Origin of the sequence: Streptomyces sp. Z26 (assembly GCF_003665095.1) — a bacterium.
Classification (GTDB): domain Bacteria; phylum Actinomycetota; class Actinomycetes; order Streptomycetales; family Streptomycetaceae; genus Streptomyces; species Streptomyces phytohabitans.
The window spans coordinates 2,245,618-2,264,247 of the sequence record NZ_RCHV01000002.1 but is presented as its reverse complement, the minus strand read 5'-3'; the positions used below and the strand labels follow the sequence as shown (position 1 = coordinate 2,264,247).

Annotated in this window: 9 protein-coding genes; 6 read left to right on the top strand and 3 right to left on the bottom strand. The window is 73.6% G+C overall.

Annotation, left to right across the window (positions count from 1 at the left end; genetic code table 11):
- Positions 1-104 precede the first annotated feature (104 nt).
- A complete protein-coding gene (locus D7M15_RS10050; RefSeq protein ID WP_206337344.1) occupies positions 105-755 on the bottom strand; it encodes an Rv3235 family protein in 651 nt (216 codons plus the stop codon).
- Positions 756-1,141: 386 nt separating this feature from the next.
- On the opposite strand from D7M15_RS10050, the gene D7M15_RS10045 reads away from it, so the two are divergent.
- The 6 genes from D7M15_RS10045 to D7M15_RS10020 all read left to right on the top strand — a co-directional run bounded on the left by D7M15_RS10045 (position 1,142) and on the right by D7M15_RS10020 (position 12,754).
- Positions 1,142-1,654: a hypothetical protein gene (locus tag D7M15_RS10045; protein ID WP_121517197.1), complete on the top strand. Its 513-nt coding sequence runs from the start codon at positions 1,142-1,144 to the stop codon at positions 1,652-1,654.
- A gap of 85 nt (positions 1,655-1,739) precedes the next feature.
- A complete protein-coding gene (locus tag D7M15_RS10040; protein ID WP_121517196.1) occupies positions 1,740-2,525 on the top strand; it encodes an HAD family hydrolase in 786 nt (261 codons plus the stop codon).
- A 273-nt stretch (positions 2,526-2,798) separates the two neighbouring features.
- On the top strand, positions 2,799-7,781 hold the full coding sequence (locus D7M15_RS10035) for an NAD-glutamate dehydrogenase (RefSeq protein ID WP_121517195.1): 4,983 nt from the start codon (positions 2,799-2,801) through the stop codon (positions 7,779-7,781).
- A 260-nt stretch (positions 7,782-8,041) separates the two neighbouring features.
- Complete coding sequence (locus D7M15_RS10030) at positions 8,042-9,157, top strand: acyltransferase family protein (protein ID WP_121517194.1); 1,116 nt, start codon at positions 8,042-8,044, stop codon at positions 9,155-9,157.
- 153 nt (positions 9,158-9,310) lie between these two features.
- Positions 9,311-10,270 (top strand): class I SAM-dependent methyltransferase, encoded by a 960-nt coding sequence (locus D7M15_RS10025; RefSeq protein ID WP_121517193.1) that lies wholly within the window; start codon positions 9,311-9,313, stop codon positions 10,268-10,270.
- Positions 10,271-10,486: 216 nt separating this feature from the next.
- Positions 10,487-12,754 carry a bifunctional glycosyltransferase family 2 protein/CDP-glycerol:glycerophosphate glycerophosphotransferase gene (locus D7M15_RS10020; RefSeq protein ID WP_121517192.1) on the top strand — a complete coding sequence of 756 codons (2,268 nt, stop codon included), beginning with the start codon at positions 10,487-10,489 and terminating at the stop codon, positions 12,752-12,754.
- An 81-nt stretch (positions 12,755-12,835) separates the two neighbouring features.
- On the opposite strand, the gene D7M15_RS10015 is transcribed toward D7M15_RS10020, so the two are convergent.
- Both D7M15_RS10015 and D7M15_RS10010 read right to left on the bottom strand, forming a co-directional pair.
- Complete coding sequence (locus D7M15_RS10015; RefSeq protein WP_165906229.1) at positions 12,836-16,945, bottom strand: bifunctional glycosyltransferase family 2 protein/CDP-glycerol:glycerophosphate glycerophosphotransferase; 4,110 nt, start codon at positions 16,943-16,945, stop codon at positions 12,836-12,838.
- Between the two features lie 116 nt (positions 16,946-17,061).
- On the bottom strand, positions 17,062-18,579 hold the full coding sequence (locus D7M15_RS10010; RefSeq protein ID WP_121517190.1) for a hypothetical protein: 1,518 nt from the start codon (positions 18,577-18,579) through the stop codon (positions 17,062-17,064).
- Between the last annotated feature and the right edge of the window lie 51 nt (positions 18,580-18,630).

Below are 18,630 nucleotides of genomic sequence, written 5' to 3'. Positions count from 1 at the left end.
GCGTACGGCGGCTGGCGCCGGGGGCGGTCGTGTCGCCCACGCCGCCGACGGCCCGCCCCGACCCGAGCCCCGCCCTCCTCCGGGCCTCCTCCCGCGCGTACGGTTCAGCCGCGTACGCCGTCCAGTTCCACCGCGGAGCAGCGCCAGCGCAGGTCCGCGCACAGTTCCAGCCGGAAGGCCATCGCCCGGGTGCGCCCGCCCGCCGTGAACCGGGCGAACGCCTCGACCACCCCGGACACCGGCTGTTGCCCGCCCACCGCCAGCATCGTGCCGCCTCGACGGTCCGTGACCCGCGGCCGCAGCGGGGCGTCCGCCGCGAGCCGGGTGAGCTGGTCGAACGCCTCACCCCGTACGTGTCCGAGCAGCGAGTGCACCGGGCGGCGCCCGCTCAGCACGAGGTGGAGCTGGTGCGCGAACCACCGGTGCGGCTGGTGTTCGCGGTCGCGTCGGGCGGCGGCGCGCAGCGCCGACTCCGCGGGCCGCGCGCGCCGCGCGGGCGCCGTGCCGGGCCGGCGCGGGTCGCGCCGTCCGGGCGGGCCCGTACGCGGGTACGCGGTGCGGCCCGGCGGATGGCCGCGGCCGTGGGCCCGCGCGCCGCCACCGCCGCCGGGCGGGTCGGCGTCCGCGCGCGTGGCGTACGTGCCGTTGCCGCCCGCGCCGTCCGCCGTCTCCTCCGGTTCCGGCCCGTTCGCGGGCAGGGGCGGTCGTGTGCCCGCCCGGAGGTCCGTCCCGGTGCCCGTCCGCGTGTGCGTCATGCTCTCCCCGACTCCCGTGTCCCGATGCCCGTTCCGCGCCCGTCGCCGCCAGCGCCGCCGCGCCCGCCGCCGTACGACCGTCCGCCCGTCCTGCCCGGCCGCGCCGTACCGGCTCCGCCGTGCCGTTCCGGGACGGCGGCCACCCGCGCGTACCGAGCGGTAGCTTGCGGTCGGTTCTAGCCCGTACGCCCACGACGCCGCAACGCGCCGCCGTACCGCCCGCGGCCCGCGCAACCGTTCCCCCGAATCGGGTACCGGGCCCAACCGTGTTGACCTGGCGCGCTGTTGAGCTGCGGTTTCATCGGCGCCCGGTACGACGCGGCACGCCGTTCGGTGCCCGTATGCTGGCGGATCAGTCGGATCGGCCATACACGAAAGCGGCAGTCATGCGCGTCTACGTCCCCCTGACCCTCCCCGCCCTGGCCGAGGCACACCGGGCGGGTGCGCTGGGCCCCGGCCCCCTCCTGGCGTACGCGGTGACGCCCGGACTCCGCGAGTGGTACGTCTCCGACGACCTGGAGGAACTGGAGTACGCCGCGCTCAACCGCGCGGCGCAGGCGTCGCTGCGGCGGCTCGCGGCGGACGCGTCGGCCGTACGGCGCCGGGTGGTCGTCGCGCTGGACGTGCCGGACGGCACGGCCGTCGCGGACCCGGACCGCGCCCTCGACCCGGACGCGCTCGGCGAGGTGCGCCTCGCGGACGCGGTGCCGCTGGCGCGGGCCGCGGCCGTGCACGTCGACGCGGAGGACGCCGACGTCGCGGCCGACGTGGCCGCCGCGGTGGCGGCGCTGGAGGCGGCCGAACGGGGCGACGACGACGCCCGGTTCACGGTGGACGGCGCGGAGGCGCACGAACTGCTGTGGTTCGCCACGCAGGAGATCCCGCAGCTGGTCGCCTGACCCGCGACCGCTCGCCGACGAGCGGGTCCGCGCACTTATCCACAACCCTGCCGGGCTGTCGGAGCAGGCGCGTACCGTCGTGTGCATGGGATCGGGGATCGAGAACGGCCACACACGGGGCCCCGCGACGCACGGGGCGGCACACGGGACGACGCAGGAGCAGGGGCAGGCGGGGACCGCCGGGGGGAGCGGCCGCCCGACGGTCGGCACCACGCACATCGTCTGGGACTGGAACGGCACGCTGCTCCACGACATCCACGCCGTGATCGCGGCCACCAACGCCTCCTTCGCGGAGCTGGGCCTGCCGTCGATCACCCTCGACCGCTACCGCGAGCTGTACTGCGTGCCGGTGCCGCGCTTCTACGAGCGGTTGATGGGGCGCCTGCCGACGGACGAGGAGTGGGCGGCCATGGACGGTGTCTTCCACCGCCACTACTGGCAGCACGCCGAGGGCGTCGGTCTGACCGAGGGCGCCGCCGAGCTGCTCGTCGCGAGACTTGCCGCCGGGCACACCCAGTCCCTCTGCTCGCTGGCGCCGCACGACCGGCTGGTGCCGCTGGTGCGCAGCCACGGCATCGACGGGCACTTCCTGCGGGTGGACGGTGTGCGCGACGGCCGTTCGGGCGGCAGCAAGGCCGGGCAGATGGCCCGCCATCTGGCCGCGCTGGACGGGGTGGAGGCGGCCCGTACGGTCGTGGTGGGCGACGCGGTGGACGACGCCCTCGCGGCCCGGCACGTGGGCGCGGGCGCGGTGCTCTACACGGGCGGTTCACACAGCCGGGCCAGCCTTGCGGAAGCGGGCGTTCCGGTGGTCGACAGCCTGGCGGAGGCGGTCGAGGCGGCGGACCGGATAGCGTCATCTCTCCCGTAGGGCTGGCCACTTCGGCCAAGTTCAGCCCCTTGTTTTGTACGTATTCGGACCATGACGGGTCGCTCCGGGAAGATAGCCTTGCGCTCGTGATCAGCGCCCTATCCACCGGCGGCGACGGAGCCGCGGTCCCGCGCCCGGAGTGCGACAGCTCCCGGGCCGCCGCTGTTCACCTCTCGTGGCATAACGTCGAAGCGGAGCGGATACCCCGTGGATCGACGTCGTGCCCCCGCCACACCGACGTCTCGCAAAGGCGCGCGACAGGAGCCAGAGGACATGCAGACCAAGCTGGATGAGGCAAAGGCCGAGCGGCTCGCGGAGGCCGTACGGGTAGCCGAGCAGAATCCGCTCGGAGGACAGTCGGCGGAGGGCCTCGCCGGTGAGGCCCTCGCCGGATACCTGCGGCGCTACTACCTGCACACCGCCCCCGAGGACCTGACCGACCGCGACCCGGTCGACATCCTCGGCGCGGCGCTCGCCCACCACCGCCTCGCGGAGCAGCGGCCGCAGGGCACGGCGAACGTACGGGCGTACACCCCGAGCGTCGACGAGAACGGCTGGACCTGCACCCACACCGTCGTCGAGGTCGTCACCGACGACATGCCCTTCCTCGTCGACTCCGTCACCAACGAGCTGTCCCGGCAGGGCCGCGGCATCCACGTCGTCATCCACCCGCAGATCACCGTCCGCCGTGACCTGACCGGCAGACTGCTGGAGGTGCTGGACGTCGGCCGCGACACCCGCGCGGCCGGGCACCGCGACGGGTCCGCGCCGGAGCTGCCGCACGACGCGGTGACGGAGTCCTGGATCCACGTCGAGATCGACCGTGAGACGGACCGCGAGGACCTCAAGCAGATCAACGGCGACCTGCTGAGCATCCTCTCCGACGTACGGGAGTCCGTGGAGGACTGGCAGAAGATGCGCGCCGCCGCGCTGCGCATCGCGGAGGAGCTGCCGTCCGAGCCGACCGCCGACGACCTGCGCGACTTGGAGGTGGACGAGGCGCGCGAGCTGCTGAACTGGCTCGCGGACGACCACTTCACCTTCCTGGGCTACCGGGAGTACGAGCTGGCGGCCGAGCCCGCCGACGGCGGCGAGGAGCTGCTGCTGTCCGCCGTCCCCGGCACCGGTCTGGGCGTCCTGCGCGCCGACCCGCAAGCCGACGACCAGGGCCACCCGGTCTCGCCGTCGTTCAACCGGCTGCCCGCCGACGCCCGCGCGAAGGCGCGCGAGCACAAGCTGCTGGTGCTGACGAAGGCCAACAGCCGCTCCACGGTGCACCGTCGGTCGTACCTGGACTACGTGGGCGTGAAGAGGTTCGACGCCGAGGGGAACGTGGTGGGGGAGCGCCGCTTCCTCGGTCTCTTCTCGTCGTCCGCCTACACCGAGTCGGTCCGCCGGGTGCCCGTCATCCGCCGCAAGGTCGCCGAGGTGCTGGCCACCGCGGGCTTCACACCGGACAGCCACGACGGCCGGGACCTGCTCCAGATCCTGGAGACGTACCCGCGCGACGAGCTGTTCCAGACCGACGTCGAGCAGCTGCGGACCATCGCCACGTCCGTGCTGTACCTCCAGGAGCGCCGCAAGCTGCGGCTGTACCTGCGGCAGGACGAGTACGGTCGGTACTACTCCGCGCTGGTCTACCTGCCCCGCGACCGCTACACCACGGGCGTACGCCTCCGCCTGATCGACATCCTCAACGAGGAACTGGGCGGCACCAGCGTCGACTTCACCGCCTGGAACACCGAGTCGATCCTCTCCCGCCTCCACTTCGTCATCCGTGTCGAGCCCGGCAGCGAGTTGTCGACGCTGACCGACGAGGAGACGGACCGGATCGAGGCGCGGCTGGCCGAGGCGGCCCGCTCCTGGCAGGACGGCTTCAACGAGGCGCTCGTCGCCGAGTGCGGCGAGGAGCAGGCCGCGGAGCTGGCGCACCGCTACGCCAACGCCTTCCCGGAGGGCTACAAGGCGGACTTCGCGCCGCGCGCCGCCGTCGCGGACCTCCAGTACATCCAGTCCCTCAGCGCCCGCGAGGACGACGGGGCGGCGGACCGCGCCGAGGACTTCGCGCTGAGCCTGTACGAGCCGGTGGGCGCGGGCCCCGGCGAGCGCCGCTTCAAGATCTACCGCACGGGCGAGCCCGTCTCGCTGTCCGCCGTCCTGCCCGTGCTCCAGGCACTGGGTGTGGAGGTCGTGGACGAGCGGCCGTACGAGCTGCGCTGCGCCGACCGCAGCAAGGCGTGGATCTACGACTTCGGACTGCGGGTGCCCGCCGCGCAGCGCAAGGAGTTCGGCGACGACGCGCGGGACCGCTTCCAGTCGGCGTTCGCCGCGGTCTGGACGGGCCAGGCGGAGAACGACGGCTTCAACACCCTGGTGTTCTCCGCCGGTCTCGACTGGCGGCAGGCGATGGTGCTGCGGGCGTACGCGAAGTACCTGCGCCAGGCGGGCGCCACGTTCAGTCAGGACTACATGGAGGACACCCTCCGGCACAACGTCCACACCACCCGCCTGCTGGTCAGTCTGTTCGAGGCGCGCATGTCGCCGGACCGGGTGTCCGCCGGGCACGAGCTGACGGACGGGCTGCTGGAGGAGGTCGAGGGCGCGCTCGACCAGGTGGCGAGCCTCGACGAGGACCGCATCCTGCGCGCGTTCCTGACGGTGATCCGGGCGACGCTGCGGACCAACTACTTCCAGAAGGACAGCCGGGGCCGCCCGCACTCGTACGTCTCGATGAAGCTGGACCCGCAGCAGATCCCCGATCTGCCGGCGCCGCGGCCCGCGTTCGAGGTCTGGGTGTACTCGCCCCGGGTCGAGGGCGTGCACCTGAGGTTCGGCAAGGTCGCGCGCGGTGGGCTGCGCTGGTCCGACCGGCGGGAGGACTTCCGTACGGAGATCCTCGGCCTGGTGAAGGCGCAGGAGGTGAAGAACACCGTCATCGTGCCCGTCGGCGCCAAGGGCGGCTTCGTCGGCAAGCAGCTGCCGGACCCGGGCACGGACCGGGACGCGTGGCAGGCCGAGGGCATCGCCTGCTACCGCACGTTCATCTCCGGCCTCCTCGACATCACCGACAACCTGGTCGGCGGCGAGGTCGAGCACCCCGCGGACGTCGTACGGCACGACGGCGACGACACGTACCTGGTGGTGGCGGCCGACAAGGGCACCGCGAAGTTCTCCGACATCGCCAACGAGGTGGCCACGGCCTACGGTTACTGGCTGGGCGACGCGTTCGCCTCCGGCGGCTCGGCGGGCTACGACCACAAGGGCATGGGCATCACGGCCCGCGGCGCCTGGGAGTCGGTGAAGCGCCACTTCCGGGAGCTGGGCCACGACACGCAGACGGAGGACTTCACCGCCGTCGGCATCGGTGACATGTCCGGTGACGTCTTCGGCAACGGCATGCTGCTCTCCGAGCACATCCGCCTGGTCGCCGCCTTCGACCACCGGCACATCTTCCTCGACCCGGACCCGGACGCGGCCACGTCGTACGCCGAGCGCAGCCGCGTGTACGGGCTGCCGCGCTCCTCCTGGGAGGACTACGACACCTCGAAGATCTCCGCGGGCGGCGGCGTCCACCCGCGTACCGCCAAGTCCGTGCCGATCACCGCGCAGGTGCGGGCGGCGCTGGGCATCCCGGCGGGCGTCTCCAAGATGACGCCCGCGGAGCTGATGAAGGCGATCCTCCGAGCCCCCGTGGACCTGCTGTGGAACGGCGGCATCGGCACGTACGTGAAGGCGCAGACGGAGACGCACGCGGACGTCGGGGACAAGGCCAACGACGCGATCCGCGTGGACGGCCAGGACCTGTGCGCGAAGGTCGTGGGCGAGGGCGGCAACCTGGGCCTGACCCAGCTGGGCCGCATCGAGTTCGCCGCGAACGGCGGCCGGATCAACACCGACGCGATCGACAACAGCGCCGGCGTGGACACCTCCGACCACGAGGTGAACATCAAGATCCTGCTCAACTCTGTCGTCAACAACGGCGACATGACCGTCAAGCAGCGCAACGCCCTGCTGGCGGAGATGACCGACGAGGTCGGCGAGCTGGTCCTGCGGAACAACTACGCGCAGAACGCCGCCCTGAGCAACTCCCTGGAGCAGGCGCCGAGTCTGCTCCAGGCCAACGCGCGGCACATGCGGCTGCTGAGCAAGGCCGGTCGGCTCGACCGCGGTCTGGAGTTCCTGCCGTCGGACAAGCAGGTCCGGGAGCGGCTGGCGAACGGCCTGGGGCTGACCCAGCCCGAGCTGGCCGTGATGCTGGCCTACACCAAGATCACGGTGACGGAGGAGCTGGTCGCCAGCTCCCTGCCGGACGACGCGTACCTCCGGCGGCTGGCGCACGCGTACTTCCCGCGGCAGCTGCGCGAGCGCTTCCCCGACGAGATCGACCAGCACGCGCTGCGCCGCGAGATCGTGACGACGCTCCTGGTCAACGACACGGTGAACACGGGCGGTTCGACGTTCCTGCACCGCATCAAGGAGGAGAGCGGCGCCTCCACGGAGGAGATCGTACGGGCGCACACCGCGGCCCGCGCGATCTACGGCCTCGGCGCCATCTGGGACGAGGTCGAGTCCCTGGACAACGTGGTGACGGCGGAGGTGCAGACCCGTATCCGGCTGCACTCCCGGCGGCTGGTCGAGCGCGCCACGCGCTGGCTGCTCAACAACCGCCCGCAGCCGCTGCTGCTGGCCGACACGATCGAGCTGTTCAGCGACCGGGTCGCCACCGTGTGGGCGGAGCTGCCGAAGCTGCTCAAGGGCGACGACCTGGAGCTGTTCCGCACGGTGCACGACGAGCTGTCCGGCGAGGGCGTCCCGGCGGAGCTGTCGGAGCGCGTGGCGGGCTTCTCGGCCGCCTTCCCGGCGCTGGACGTGGTCGCGGTCGCGGGCCGTACGGGCAACGAGCTGCTGGACGTCGCCGCGGTCTACTACGACCTGGCGGACCGGCTCGGCATCACCCAGCTCCAGGAGCGGGTCGGCGCGCTGCCCCGCGCGGACCGCTGGCAGTCGACGGCGCGCGCGGCCATCCGTGAGGACCTGTACGCCGCGCACCAGTTGCTCACCGCCGACGTGCTGGCGGCGGGCAGCGACGCGCACACGGCGGAGGAGCGGTACGCGGCGTGGGAGGAGAAGAACCACGCGATCCTCGTCCGCGCCCGCGCGACGCTCGACGAGATCCACGCGTCGGACACGTTCGACCTGGCCAACCTGTCGGTGGCGATGCGCACCATGCGCACGCTGCTGCGGTCGAACCGCTGACCCCCGGGGGCGGCCCGGCGCGCATCCCGCGCCGGGCCGCCCCGCACCTGTCCGCCCCGCCGGGTTGCCCCGCGCGGCCCGTTCCGGGGCCCGTGCGCATCCGGCACCCGCCCGGCATCCTCCCCGTGCCCTCCCAGGCAGCCCGTTCGGCGCCTTGGGGACGTAGCGGACCCGAGTGGTGGCCGTCACCCTCCCCGTTTCGGGGCATACCGGCGAGGCGGTCTTGGGCTCACCCCCATCTCCTGCGTAGTTTCGGTCAGATGGCGTCCGACACTCTCACCCAGGCCCGCGTCACCGCGGAGAAGGGGAGCGCCGCGGCAGGCAGCCGTGACCCGTTCCTCGACAACGCCAAGTTCCTCCTCGTCGTCCTGGTGGTGATGGGCCACAGCTGGGGACCGTTGGAGGACCGGATAAGGGTGATGAAGGCGGCGTATCTCGTCGTCTACGCCTTCCACATGCCCGCGTTCGTGCTGATCTGCGGCCATCTCGCGCGGAGTTTCACCGGCCGCCCCGACCAGGTCCGGAAGCTGCTCACCGGCGTGCTGCTGCCGTACCTGGTCTTCGAGACGGTGTACGCGGGGATGTACACCGTGGTCTGGCACCAGCCGTTCTCGATCACGCCGACCGAGCCGCGCTATCTGACCTGGTTCCTGCTGGCCCTCTTCCTGTGGCGGCTGACCGTCCCCCTGTGGCGCGCGCTGCGCCACCCGGTGCCCGTGGCCGTGCTCGTCTCCCTGGGAGCGGGGTTGACGAGCATGGGCTACGACCTGGCGCTGCCGCGTGTGCTGATGTTCCTGCCGTGGTTCGTCCTGGGGATGTCGTTGCGCCGCGAGCACTTCGCGCCGCTGCGTACGCCCGTCGCGCGCTGGATCGCCGTACCGGTGCTGCTGTGCGCCTGCCTCGGCGCGTACTGGGCGGCGCCGCGCACCAGCGGTGGCTGGCTGCTGATGCAGTGGAGCGGCCCGGACATGGGCGTCCCGGCGGGTACGTACGTGGTGACGCGGCTTGGACTGTTCGCACTCGCAGCGATTCTGACGAGCGCGTTTCTCGCTCTCGTACCGGGAAGGGCTACTGTCTTCACAGCGCTCGGAGCCGTCACGCTGTATCCGTACCTGCTGCACGGACTGTTCGTGAAAACCGTGGAGGGCAGCGGCGGATACGACGTCGTCGCGGCCGGTGGACTACCGTCGGCCGCCCTGTTGACGGTCCTCGCGGGTGTGCTTGCGGTCCTGCTCGGCAGTGCGCCCGTGCGGCGCGCGGCCGGGCCCTTCGTGGAGCCGCGGCTGCCGAAGTGGCTGTGGAGTCCGGAGGAGACGCCCCCGCGGGCCGCCCCGGGTGCCTCCGAGCCGGCACCGTCCCGGCAGTCGGCGCGTTAGCGCGTTCGCACAAGGCAAGTTGAACAGCAGGTGTACGACTTCCGGCCAGCCAGGGAACATTCCCGCGCTTGGCACCGCGCAACCATCGGTGGCCGGTAACCGTCATCTATACACGCCCTCAGATGTGACCACCCCCGAGGAGGCCCCCTCCCGATGACTGCAGCCGCCCCCGCTCCCACGGCTGAGGAACTGCCCGCGCCGGAGTCGTTCCACGACGTGCCCGGCTGGTTCTACAACACGGACGTCGTCCTCTTCGACTGGTTCCTGAGGCGTCAGGAGCAGCAGGACGTGCGCGGAGACCTGCTGGAGATGGGCGCCTACATGGGCAAGAGCGCCATCCTCCTGCGCGGCTACGTCCGTGACGACGAGACGTTCACCGTGTGCGACCTCTTCGACTCGGACGCGCCGGACGAGCACAACGAACGCGAGATGAGCGGCTCGTACGCGACGTTGACCCGTCGCTCGTTCGAGGCCAACTTCCTGTCGTTCCACGACGAGTTGCCGCGCATCGTGCAGGCGCCCACCTCCGTGGTGCCCGACGAGGTGAAGGCGGACAGCTGCCGCTTCGTGCACGTCGACGCCTCGCACCTCTACGAGCACGTGCGGCCCGACATCGCCAACGCGCGCCAGGTGCTGTCCGAGCGGGGCCTCGTGGTGCTCGACGACTACCGCTCCACGCACACCCCCGGCGTCGCGTGCGCGACGTGGCAGGCGGTGCTGGAGGGGGGGTTGAAGCCGATCTGCGTGAGCGGCAACAAGTTCTACGGCACGTGGGGCGACCCGCGGCAGCTCCAGGACGATCTGCACGCCGAGTTGAAGAAGCGCGGCAAGTTCTGGCTCCAGTGGCAGGACGTCGCCGGGCACCGGATGCTGCTCGTCGGCGGGCGCAAGGCCGTACCGCCGGAGGTGCCGGTGTCCCGGCACCGGCCGACGCCGGAGCAGGAGAAGGCCCGCAAGGAGGCGGCGCGGACCGCGGCGGCCGAGAAGGCCGCGGCGAAGGCCGCGGCGGCGCGTACGCCGAGGGCCCGGCTGCGCAAGGTGGCCCTCGACGTGCTGCCGCCGGTCGTCACGCGGGCCGTGGTGCGCGCGCGGAAGCGCGGCAGGCGGAGCTGAGGCCATCGGCGGCGCGATGCCGTCGGACCCGGGCCCCCGACGGGGTGCGGGTCCCCTGTGAGAAGATTTCCTCATACATCCATACGAATACAGTCAAAGTCACGGATACAGGACTCGCCCTGGCCGGTGACCGCCGGTAGCCCGTCGCCCCAGGTGATCGTTTCTGCCCGCCCACGGCGTGCACTTGGCGATCTCGTCCGCCAAGGAATGGTGAAAATGCCCCGTCTCAGCGTTATCGTCCCCGTCTTCAAGGTGCAGGGATATCTCCGCGAGTGCATGGACTCGGTGCTCGGCCAGTCGTTCCGGGACCTGGAGGTGATCGCGGTCGACGACTGCTCGCCGGACGGCAGCGGCCGCATCCTCGACGAGTACGCCGCGCGCGACGACCGCGTCACCGTGCTGCACCTGCCGGAGAACGTCGGCCTCGGCCGCGCCCGCAACGCGGGCGTGGAGCGCGCCACCGGCGACTACCTGCTCTTCCTCGACAGCGACGACAGCTACCTCGACGGCGCCCTCGAAGCGATCACCCGCCGGTTGGAGGCGTGCGGCGAGCCGGACGTGCTGGTCTTCGACCACGTCCGCTCGTACTGGTGGAACGGCGTCCGCGAGAGCATCTTCGGCGACCTGCTGGCCTCGACGGGCACGAAGGCGGAGAGCGTGTTCGAGAACCCGCGGCTGCTCCGCCTGTTCGCGGTGGCCTGGAACAAGGCGTACCGCCGGGAGTTCTACCAGGGGCACGGCCTGTCGTTCCAGCCCGGCCTGTACGAGGACGCGCCGCTCGCGTACGAGGTGATGATCTCCGCCGAGACCATCGGCTGCCTCCCCCGCGCCTGTGTCACCTACCGGCAGCGGCCGCAGGGCGCGATCACCAGATCGCCGGGCCGGAAGCACTTCGACATCTTCCCGCAGTACGAGTCGCTGTTCGCGTTCCTCGACGAGCGCCCGCACCTGGACTCGCTGCGCCCGCTCCTCTTCGAGCGCATGATCAGCCACTACGGCTTCTGCATCCAGCGGCCCGACCGGGTCCACCCGCACGACCGGCGGAAGTACTTCCGCCGCGCCACCGAGCACTACCGCCGCTACTGCCCGGACGGCTTCACCCCGCCCGGTGGCCGCGCGGCCCTGCCGTTCCGGCTGATCGCGGCGCGCTCGTACACGGGCATGGCGCTGCTGGAGCGGGCGAAGACGGCCCGCCGGAAGCTGATCAAGCAGTCGCGGAAGGCGAAGCACCTGCTGGGCCGCGCCGTCTACAAGGCGTACTACGCGTTCCAGCGGCGGCTGCCGGTCGACGAGAAGCTCGTCGTCTACAGCGCCTACTGGGACCGCGGCGTCTCCTGCAACCCCGCGGCGATCCAGCGGAAGGCCGCGGAGCTGGCGCCGGGCCTGCGCGCCGTGTGGGTCGTACGGCCCGGTGTGGTGCCGGACCTGCCGGAGGGTACGGACTACGTGCTGCCGCGGTCGCCGCGCTACTGGCGGACGATGGCCCGCGCCCGGTTCCTGGTGAACAACGTCAACTTCCCGGACTTCGTGGTGAAGCGTCCCGGCCAGATCCACCTCCAGACGCACCACGGCACGCCGCTCAAGTCGATGGGCCTGGACCAGCAGAAGTACCCGGCGGCGAACATGAGCTTCGGCGCCCTGCTGCGCCGCGCGTCCCGCTGGGACTGGAGCGTGTCGTCCAACCCGCACTCCACGGAGGTGTGGGACCGCGTCTACCCGTGCCCGTACCAGCACGTCGAGGCGGGCTACCCGCGCAACGACGTCTACGCCACCGCCACCGACGAGGACGTCCTGGAGATCCGCCGCAGGCTGGGCATCGCGCCGGACAAGACGGCGGTGCTGTACGCGCCGACGATGCGGGACTACCGCAAGGGCTTCGTGCCGGAGCTGGACCTGGAGCGCGTCAGCCGCGCGCTGGGCGACCGCTACGTCCTGCTGGTCCGCACCCACTACTTCTACGGCGCCAACAGCGCGCTCAGCGAGTTGCAGGAGCGGGGTGTGCTGCTCGACGTCTCGCGCCACCCCAGCATCGAGGAGCTGAACCTCGCCTCCGACGCGATGATCACGGACTACTCGTCGGCGATGTTCGACTACGCGGTGCTCGACCGCCCGATCATCAGCTACGTCCCGGACTGGGAGGCGTACAGCGCGTCCCGCGGCGTCTACTTCGAGCTGGTCTCCGGCCGCCCGGGGGAGACGCCCGGCGTGGTGGCGCGCACCGAGGACGAGCTGATCGAGGCGTTCACGTCCGGTGCGTGGGACAGCGCGCGTACGGCGGAGCTGCGGGCGGCGTTCCGCGAGCGGTTCTGCCCGTGGGAGGACGGGCACGCCGCCGAGCGGGTCGTACGACGGGTGCTCCTCGGTGAGGACGAGAGCGCGCTCCCGGCGGTCGTGCCGATGTCGGAGCGGAAGCCCGCGCGGACCCCGCGCGTCGCGGACGCGCGGTCCGGTGCGGCCGAGGTGCGGGTGCCGTCGGTGACCTGAGCGGGGTCTCCCCGGACAGCACGGCGGGGGCCGACCGGTCCTGAAGGCCGGTCGGCCCCCGCGGCCGTCCAGGGGGCGTGCTCAGGCGGGGTCCGGTGCCTGCGCCTTCTCCTCGGCGGGCGCCGGCTCCTCCGCCGACGGCCGCGCCGCGGGCTCCGTACGCGCGGGGTCCGCCGTACGCGCCGCGCGCCCGGCCCCGGGCGTGCCGCCCGGGTCGCGGTCCACGAGCATCCGGTCCACGACGCGGGCCGAGGCCCGCCCGTCGTCCAGGTCGCAGAACGCCTCGCGGAACCGCGCGTACCGCTCGTCGTACTCCGCCGCCACCGCGTCGATGTCGGCCAGCGCCGCGACCACCTCGTGCGAGTGCGCCAGCAGCGGGCCGGGCGCGCGCTCCTCGAAGTCGAAGTAGAAGCCGCGCAGCACGTCGCGGTAGCGCTCCAGGTCGTACGTGAAGAACAGGATCGGCCGACCGGTGTGCGCGAAGTCGAACATCATCGACGAGTAGTCGGTGATGAGGACGTCCGCGACGAGCAGCAGCTCCGCCATGTCCGGCCACGCGGACACGTCGCGTACGAAGCCGTCGCCGGTGCCCGGTACGGCGTCCGCCACCAGGTAGTGCTTGCGGACCAGCAGCACGTGGTCCTCGCCGAGGGCGGCGCGGGCCGCGTCCAGGTCGAGGCGCAGGTCGAACTTGCAGTTGCTCCGGTCGAAGCGGTTGTCGTCCCGCCAGGTCGGCGCGTACAGCACGACGCGCTTGTCCCGCGGGACGCCCAGCCGTTCGCGCACCGCGCGGGCGCGGTCGTCGCGGTCGTCGGCGTAGAGCAGGTCGTTGCGGGGGTAGCCCGACTCCAGGACCTCGCCCTCGTAGCCGAAGGCGCGGGCCAGGATGGGTGTGCTGAAGCGGTTCGGGGAGAGCAGCATGCTCCACTGCGCGGACCGCTCGGCGAGACTGGCGAGGTACTCGTGGTTGGCGAACGTGGTCTCCGCCAGGTCCAGCCCGATCCGCTTGAGCGGCGTGCCGTGCCACGTCTGTACGGCGACCTGCCCCTCCCGCCGCTCGAACCAGCGCGGGAAGTGCGTGTTCCCCACCAGCCAGCGGCAGCGCCCGAGCGCCTCGTGCCACTCCGCGCTGCCCTGCACGACGGCGCGCGCGCCGGACGGTACGAGGGCCTGCCCGTCGCGTACGGCCCACAGGTGCTCGACGTCGGTGCCGCGCCGCAGCAGTTCGTCGAGGACCGCGCGGGGGGAGTCGGAGAACTGGCGGCCGTCGAAGCTGTTGTAGAGCACGGCGTCGCGCAGCGGGCGGCGCCGCGCGGCCGGGTAGCGGACGGTCTGGAGCTGGTGCTGCCGGTACGCGCCCCGCTCGCGTACGCCCAGTACGGAGCCGGAGAGCAGGAACGGCCGGTCGTGGAAGCGCCGTTCGAGGGTGAAGTCGCGGGCGCCGCCGCCCGTGTACGTCTCGGGCAGCGCGCTGAGGAGTTCCGGGCGCAGCCGCAGCGGTACGTCCGCCTCGCGGGTGTCGGCGCCGCGCGCGCGGAAGAACGGGTACCAGCGGCCCTGGCGCAGCGGCATCCCGCCCGGCGCGGCGTCCTCGGGGTGCAGCCGGGCGGTGAAGCGGTCCCCGTCGCGCACGACGGGGACGGCCACCTCCTCGTGGTGCCCGCTGTGCTGCCAGACCAGCTCGTGGGCGTCGGCGGTCCCGCTCGCCGACGCGGCGGGCACCGGGAAGGTGCCGGTGAGGGTGAACGTGCCGTCCGCGTCCCAGGAGACCGCGTCCGCGACGGGCTGCACGGCGCGGTCGGTGAGGACGAGGTGGCCGGACGCGTCGGGGGCCAGGCACAGTTCGCGGGAGGTGCCGTCGTCGGCCAGCGGGTAGCGGCCGAGCGCGGTGTCGTCGGGGGCGACGATCCGGCACTGGGAGTCGTCCGCGAACAGCAGCCCGGCGCGCCAGGTGTGCGACGCGACCGGCGCGGCCGCGGGCGTCGCGGTGGCGCCGTCGCGGGCCGTACGGGTGCCGTCGCCGCCCGCCTGCGCGTCGCCGCCCGCCGTGTCGTCCCCGGCGGTGGCGGCTCCGGCGGTGTCCGCCGTGTCGGCCGGGTCGGTGCGCGCGCCCTCCGGGCCCGCGCCGTCCGCCGCCGTCTCGCCGTCCGTCCCCGTCTCGCCGTCCTCCGCGGTCCGGTCGCCGCCGTCGCCCTCGCCGCCGCCGGTCGCGCCGTCCGCTCCGCCCGCGCCGTCCGTCAGGTCGGCGTCGTCGGTGTCCCCGGCGTGCGCCTCGCCCTGCGCGGTGCCCGCCGCGGCCAGGTCCGCGAGCGGGACCCGTACGGTGAAGCGCCCGCCGTCGGTGCGTACCTCGTACTCGCGGGTGGTCTCCGCCTCCCCGTGCCCGGTCCGCAGGACCACGGCGGTCGGCTTGCGGCCCTTGCCGAGGGTGCCGGTCAGCTCCACCGCGCCGTCGACCGGGCGGTGCCCGTCGAGGCGCGCGCCGATCTCCTCGACGCTGAGGCGCAGCTGCCCGTGCCGGAAGACCGGCACGATCCGCCGCCCGTCGCCGGTCTCGCGGGCCAGCGGCTGCTTGCCGGAGCCGTCGCCGCCGGGGCCGACCCCGGCGTGCCGCAGCAGCCCGCCGGTGAGGACGCCGAGGCCGAGTGTCCAGAGGCCGGTACGGGTGTCGCCCAGCGACTTGAGCAGCCGGGCCGGGTCGACGGTGATCTCGAAGCCGGAGGAGTCGTACGAGTGCAGCCGCTGCCGGGAGTTGGCCGTCGCCTCGGGCGCCGGGATGGTGCGTACGCGCACCGGTGTGCGCATCCGGCTGCCGCGTCGGCGCAGCCAGCCCAGCTTGCGGGACTGGCGGGGGTGTTCGGCGGTGAGGGAGCGCACGTACGCGTAGCCGCGCAGCCGCAGGGTGCCGTCCGGCAGCCAGTGGCACTCCTGGAGCCGGGCGACCAGCGGCAGGTCGCCCTTGGCGGGGCGGGCGAGGCCGCGCGGTACGGCGATGGGGGAGCCGTCGGGCCGCAGGTACGCCGCGCCGCGCGCCCGCGCGCCGCTGACGCGGAACACGCGCGGGTTGTCCCGTTCGAAGGCGAGCGCGTCGAGCAGGTCGTCCATACGTCCCGTACGGGCCAGCTCCCACTTCATGCGCGCGCCGACCGGCAGGCCCGCGAAGACCTCCGTACCGGCGCGGGACACGAAGCCGCCGCCGAGTTCGGTGAGGAGGGCGCGGAACTCCGCGTCGGCGCGCGGCAGTTCCTTCAGGTACGCCATCAGGTCGCTGGTCAGCGCCGTCGTGTCGTAGTCGGCGCGGGCCGTCCGCCGTACGTCGCTGTGCGCGTCGGACGCCCACTCGCCGAGGCGTCGGCTGACGGCGTCCGCGACGGTCACGGCGTCCCGCAGGGCCGCCGGGTCGGTGCGGGGGCGCGGGGTGTGCGCCTCGTCCGGCTCGCGCCAGTGGCAGACGGTGTCCTCCAGCACGTCGACGGAGGTGGCGAGGTGGTGCGCGGGCAGCGCCACGGCGGTGTCCGGCGCGAGCGCGCCCTCGCCGGTCACCCCGGCGGGCCAGTCGACGGCGAGCCAGTCCCAGAACGTACGGCGGAAGACCTTGTTCCGCACCGTCCGGTCGTGGTTCAGCGGCCGGTGCTCGGTGAGGTGGGTGCGCTTGCGGGTCTTGCCGGTGGCCTTCTTCACCGGGCCGTACGGGGTGAGGCTCGGGCGCCCCTCGTCGTCCGTGCCGAGCCGTTCGACGGCGCCGGTGGCGAGGTCGGAGCCGGTCTCGTCCAGGGTGCCGAGCAGCAGCTCGTACGCGCGGGGCGGTACGACGTCCGCGCCGTCGGCGAACGCGAGGTACGTGCTGCCGGGGTCGGCGTGCCGGGCCCCGGCCGTACGGGCGTCGCCGGTGTCGTCGGCGGTGAGCGCGACCACCCGGAAGCGCGCGTCAGCGGCGGCGAACTCCCGTACGGCGGCGAGCTGTTCGTCCCCGGCGGTCTCCTCGGCGGTCTCCCCGGCGGCCGTCCCCTCGGTGGCCTTCTCGGCCGTCCCGTCGGGCGCCTCCGTCGCGGTGCCGTCTCTGGGCCGCGGGTCGTCCACCAGGAGGACCTCCAGGTCGCCCATGGTCTGGGCGGCGAGGGAGCGCAGGCACTCCGGGAGGTGGGGCCCCGCGTTCCGCAGGGGGACGACGACGGTGAGACGAGGACTCATTCGGGAGCACGACCGTTCATAGACTCTTCCTGCTGCTGGCTGCCGACCGGTCGCCGACGGGGCGCGGCCGGACTTCGGTGGGGCGACGTCCGGACGACCGGGGCCCCGACAGGTTCTCATCCGCAGGTGGACTCCCGTCGATCGGCCGACGATAGCCGCTGCGCCGTGGCGCGCGCCCAGCGGCGCAGTTCGGGCAGGCGTTCCGCGGTGGTGAGCGCGCCCCGGTGCACGTAGTCGCCGCCGCCGTGCTCGCGCAGCAGCCGGTGGTAGCCGTGCGCGGCGAGCCGGTCCGGGGTGAGGCCGGTGGTGCGGGCGAGCCCGGCGTCGACGCGGACGAACTCCGGCCGTACGCGCTCCAGTACGTGGCGGCGCAGCGCCCGCATGTCGTGCGCGGCGTACGCGGCGGCGACGCGCGGGTCGGTGCGGCCGCCGGTGTGCGCGACGGTACGGGTGGGCGCGTGCCCGTGCCCGTCGTCGCGCGGGCCGCCGCCCGCCCCGTCACCCGCCTCGTCCACCAGCGCCATGACCCGTACGCGCCCCGCCGACGGCGTCCCCTCCGGCGCCGCCAGCACCACGGTGCTCCGCGCCAGGCCGAGCCGGTGCGCGTACGCGGTGAACACCTCCGCCGGGCGTTCCGTGCCCACGCACGGCGCGGGCGCGAGCGCCGGCCCGGGTGCCGCGTCCGGCCGTGCCGCCGCCGACAGCGCCACGGCGCAGCCGACGGCCACCGTCAACACGCCGCGCACGTACGGCCGTTCGGCCTGCCACAGCAGCGCCCCGGCCAGCCGCCGACCCCGGCCGCCCCGGGTGAGCGCCAGCCCCAGCACGGCGCACGCGAGCAGCGGCACGACGGCGGAACCCGCCCGCGGCACGCCCTCCGCGCCCCACGCGCCGTCCGCCGCGCGCCGCCACAGCGGCGCCGCGCACCACGGCAGCCCGACGGCCACCGCGTACGCCGCCCCGGCGCGCAGCAGCGCGGCCGGGTGCCCGCGCGGCAGCCGCAGCAGCACCACCAGCGGGTACGCGGCGGTGAACCCGGCCGCGTCGTGCCGTACGCCCGCCGCGCACGCCGCGAGCAGGCCCGCGGCGACGGCCGTACGGGGGCCCAGCAGCCGCCCGTACGCGACGCCCCGGACGAGGGCGGCGGTCAGCAGTGCCACGGCGAGCGCGTACAGCGGGCCGCGTACACCGGTGGTCAGCCAGGCGGCGACGGGCGGGTGCCAGGCGAGCGCGCACGCGGCGAGCAGGACGACGGGCCGTGCGGGCAGGTGCGGCAGGGCACGGGCGGTGGCGGCGACGGCGGCCAGCACCCCGGCGACGCAGAGGAGGGCGACCAGCGGGGCGTACGGGGCGAGGGTGCCGGTGCCGTACGGCCCGTGGCCGCCGCCCGGCGCGTACGGCCCGAGGGGGAGCGGCGCCCGAGCGGCGACGAGCGCGGTGCCGAGCAGCACCCAGCCGGGGCAGACCGCGCGCACGCGAACGGCCGCACCCGCCGGGAGGCGGATACGGCCGGTGCCGCGGGCACCCCTGGTCAGTGGGGTGCCCGCGGCCGTCGTGCGGTCCGGACGGGGTCCGGACGGTGCGGGGCGCGCGGTGGCGGTGGTGGCGAGGACAGCGGCGGGGGTGTCGTCCATGTCCGGCCCAACTCGCCACAGCGGGGCAGGTTACTGTGCCTCGCCCGCCGG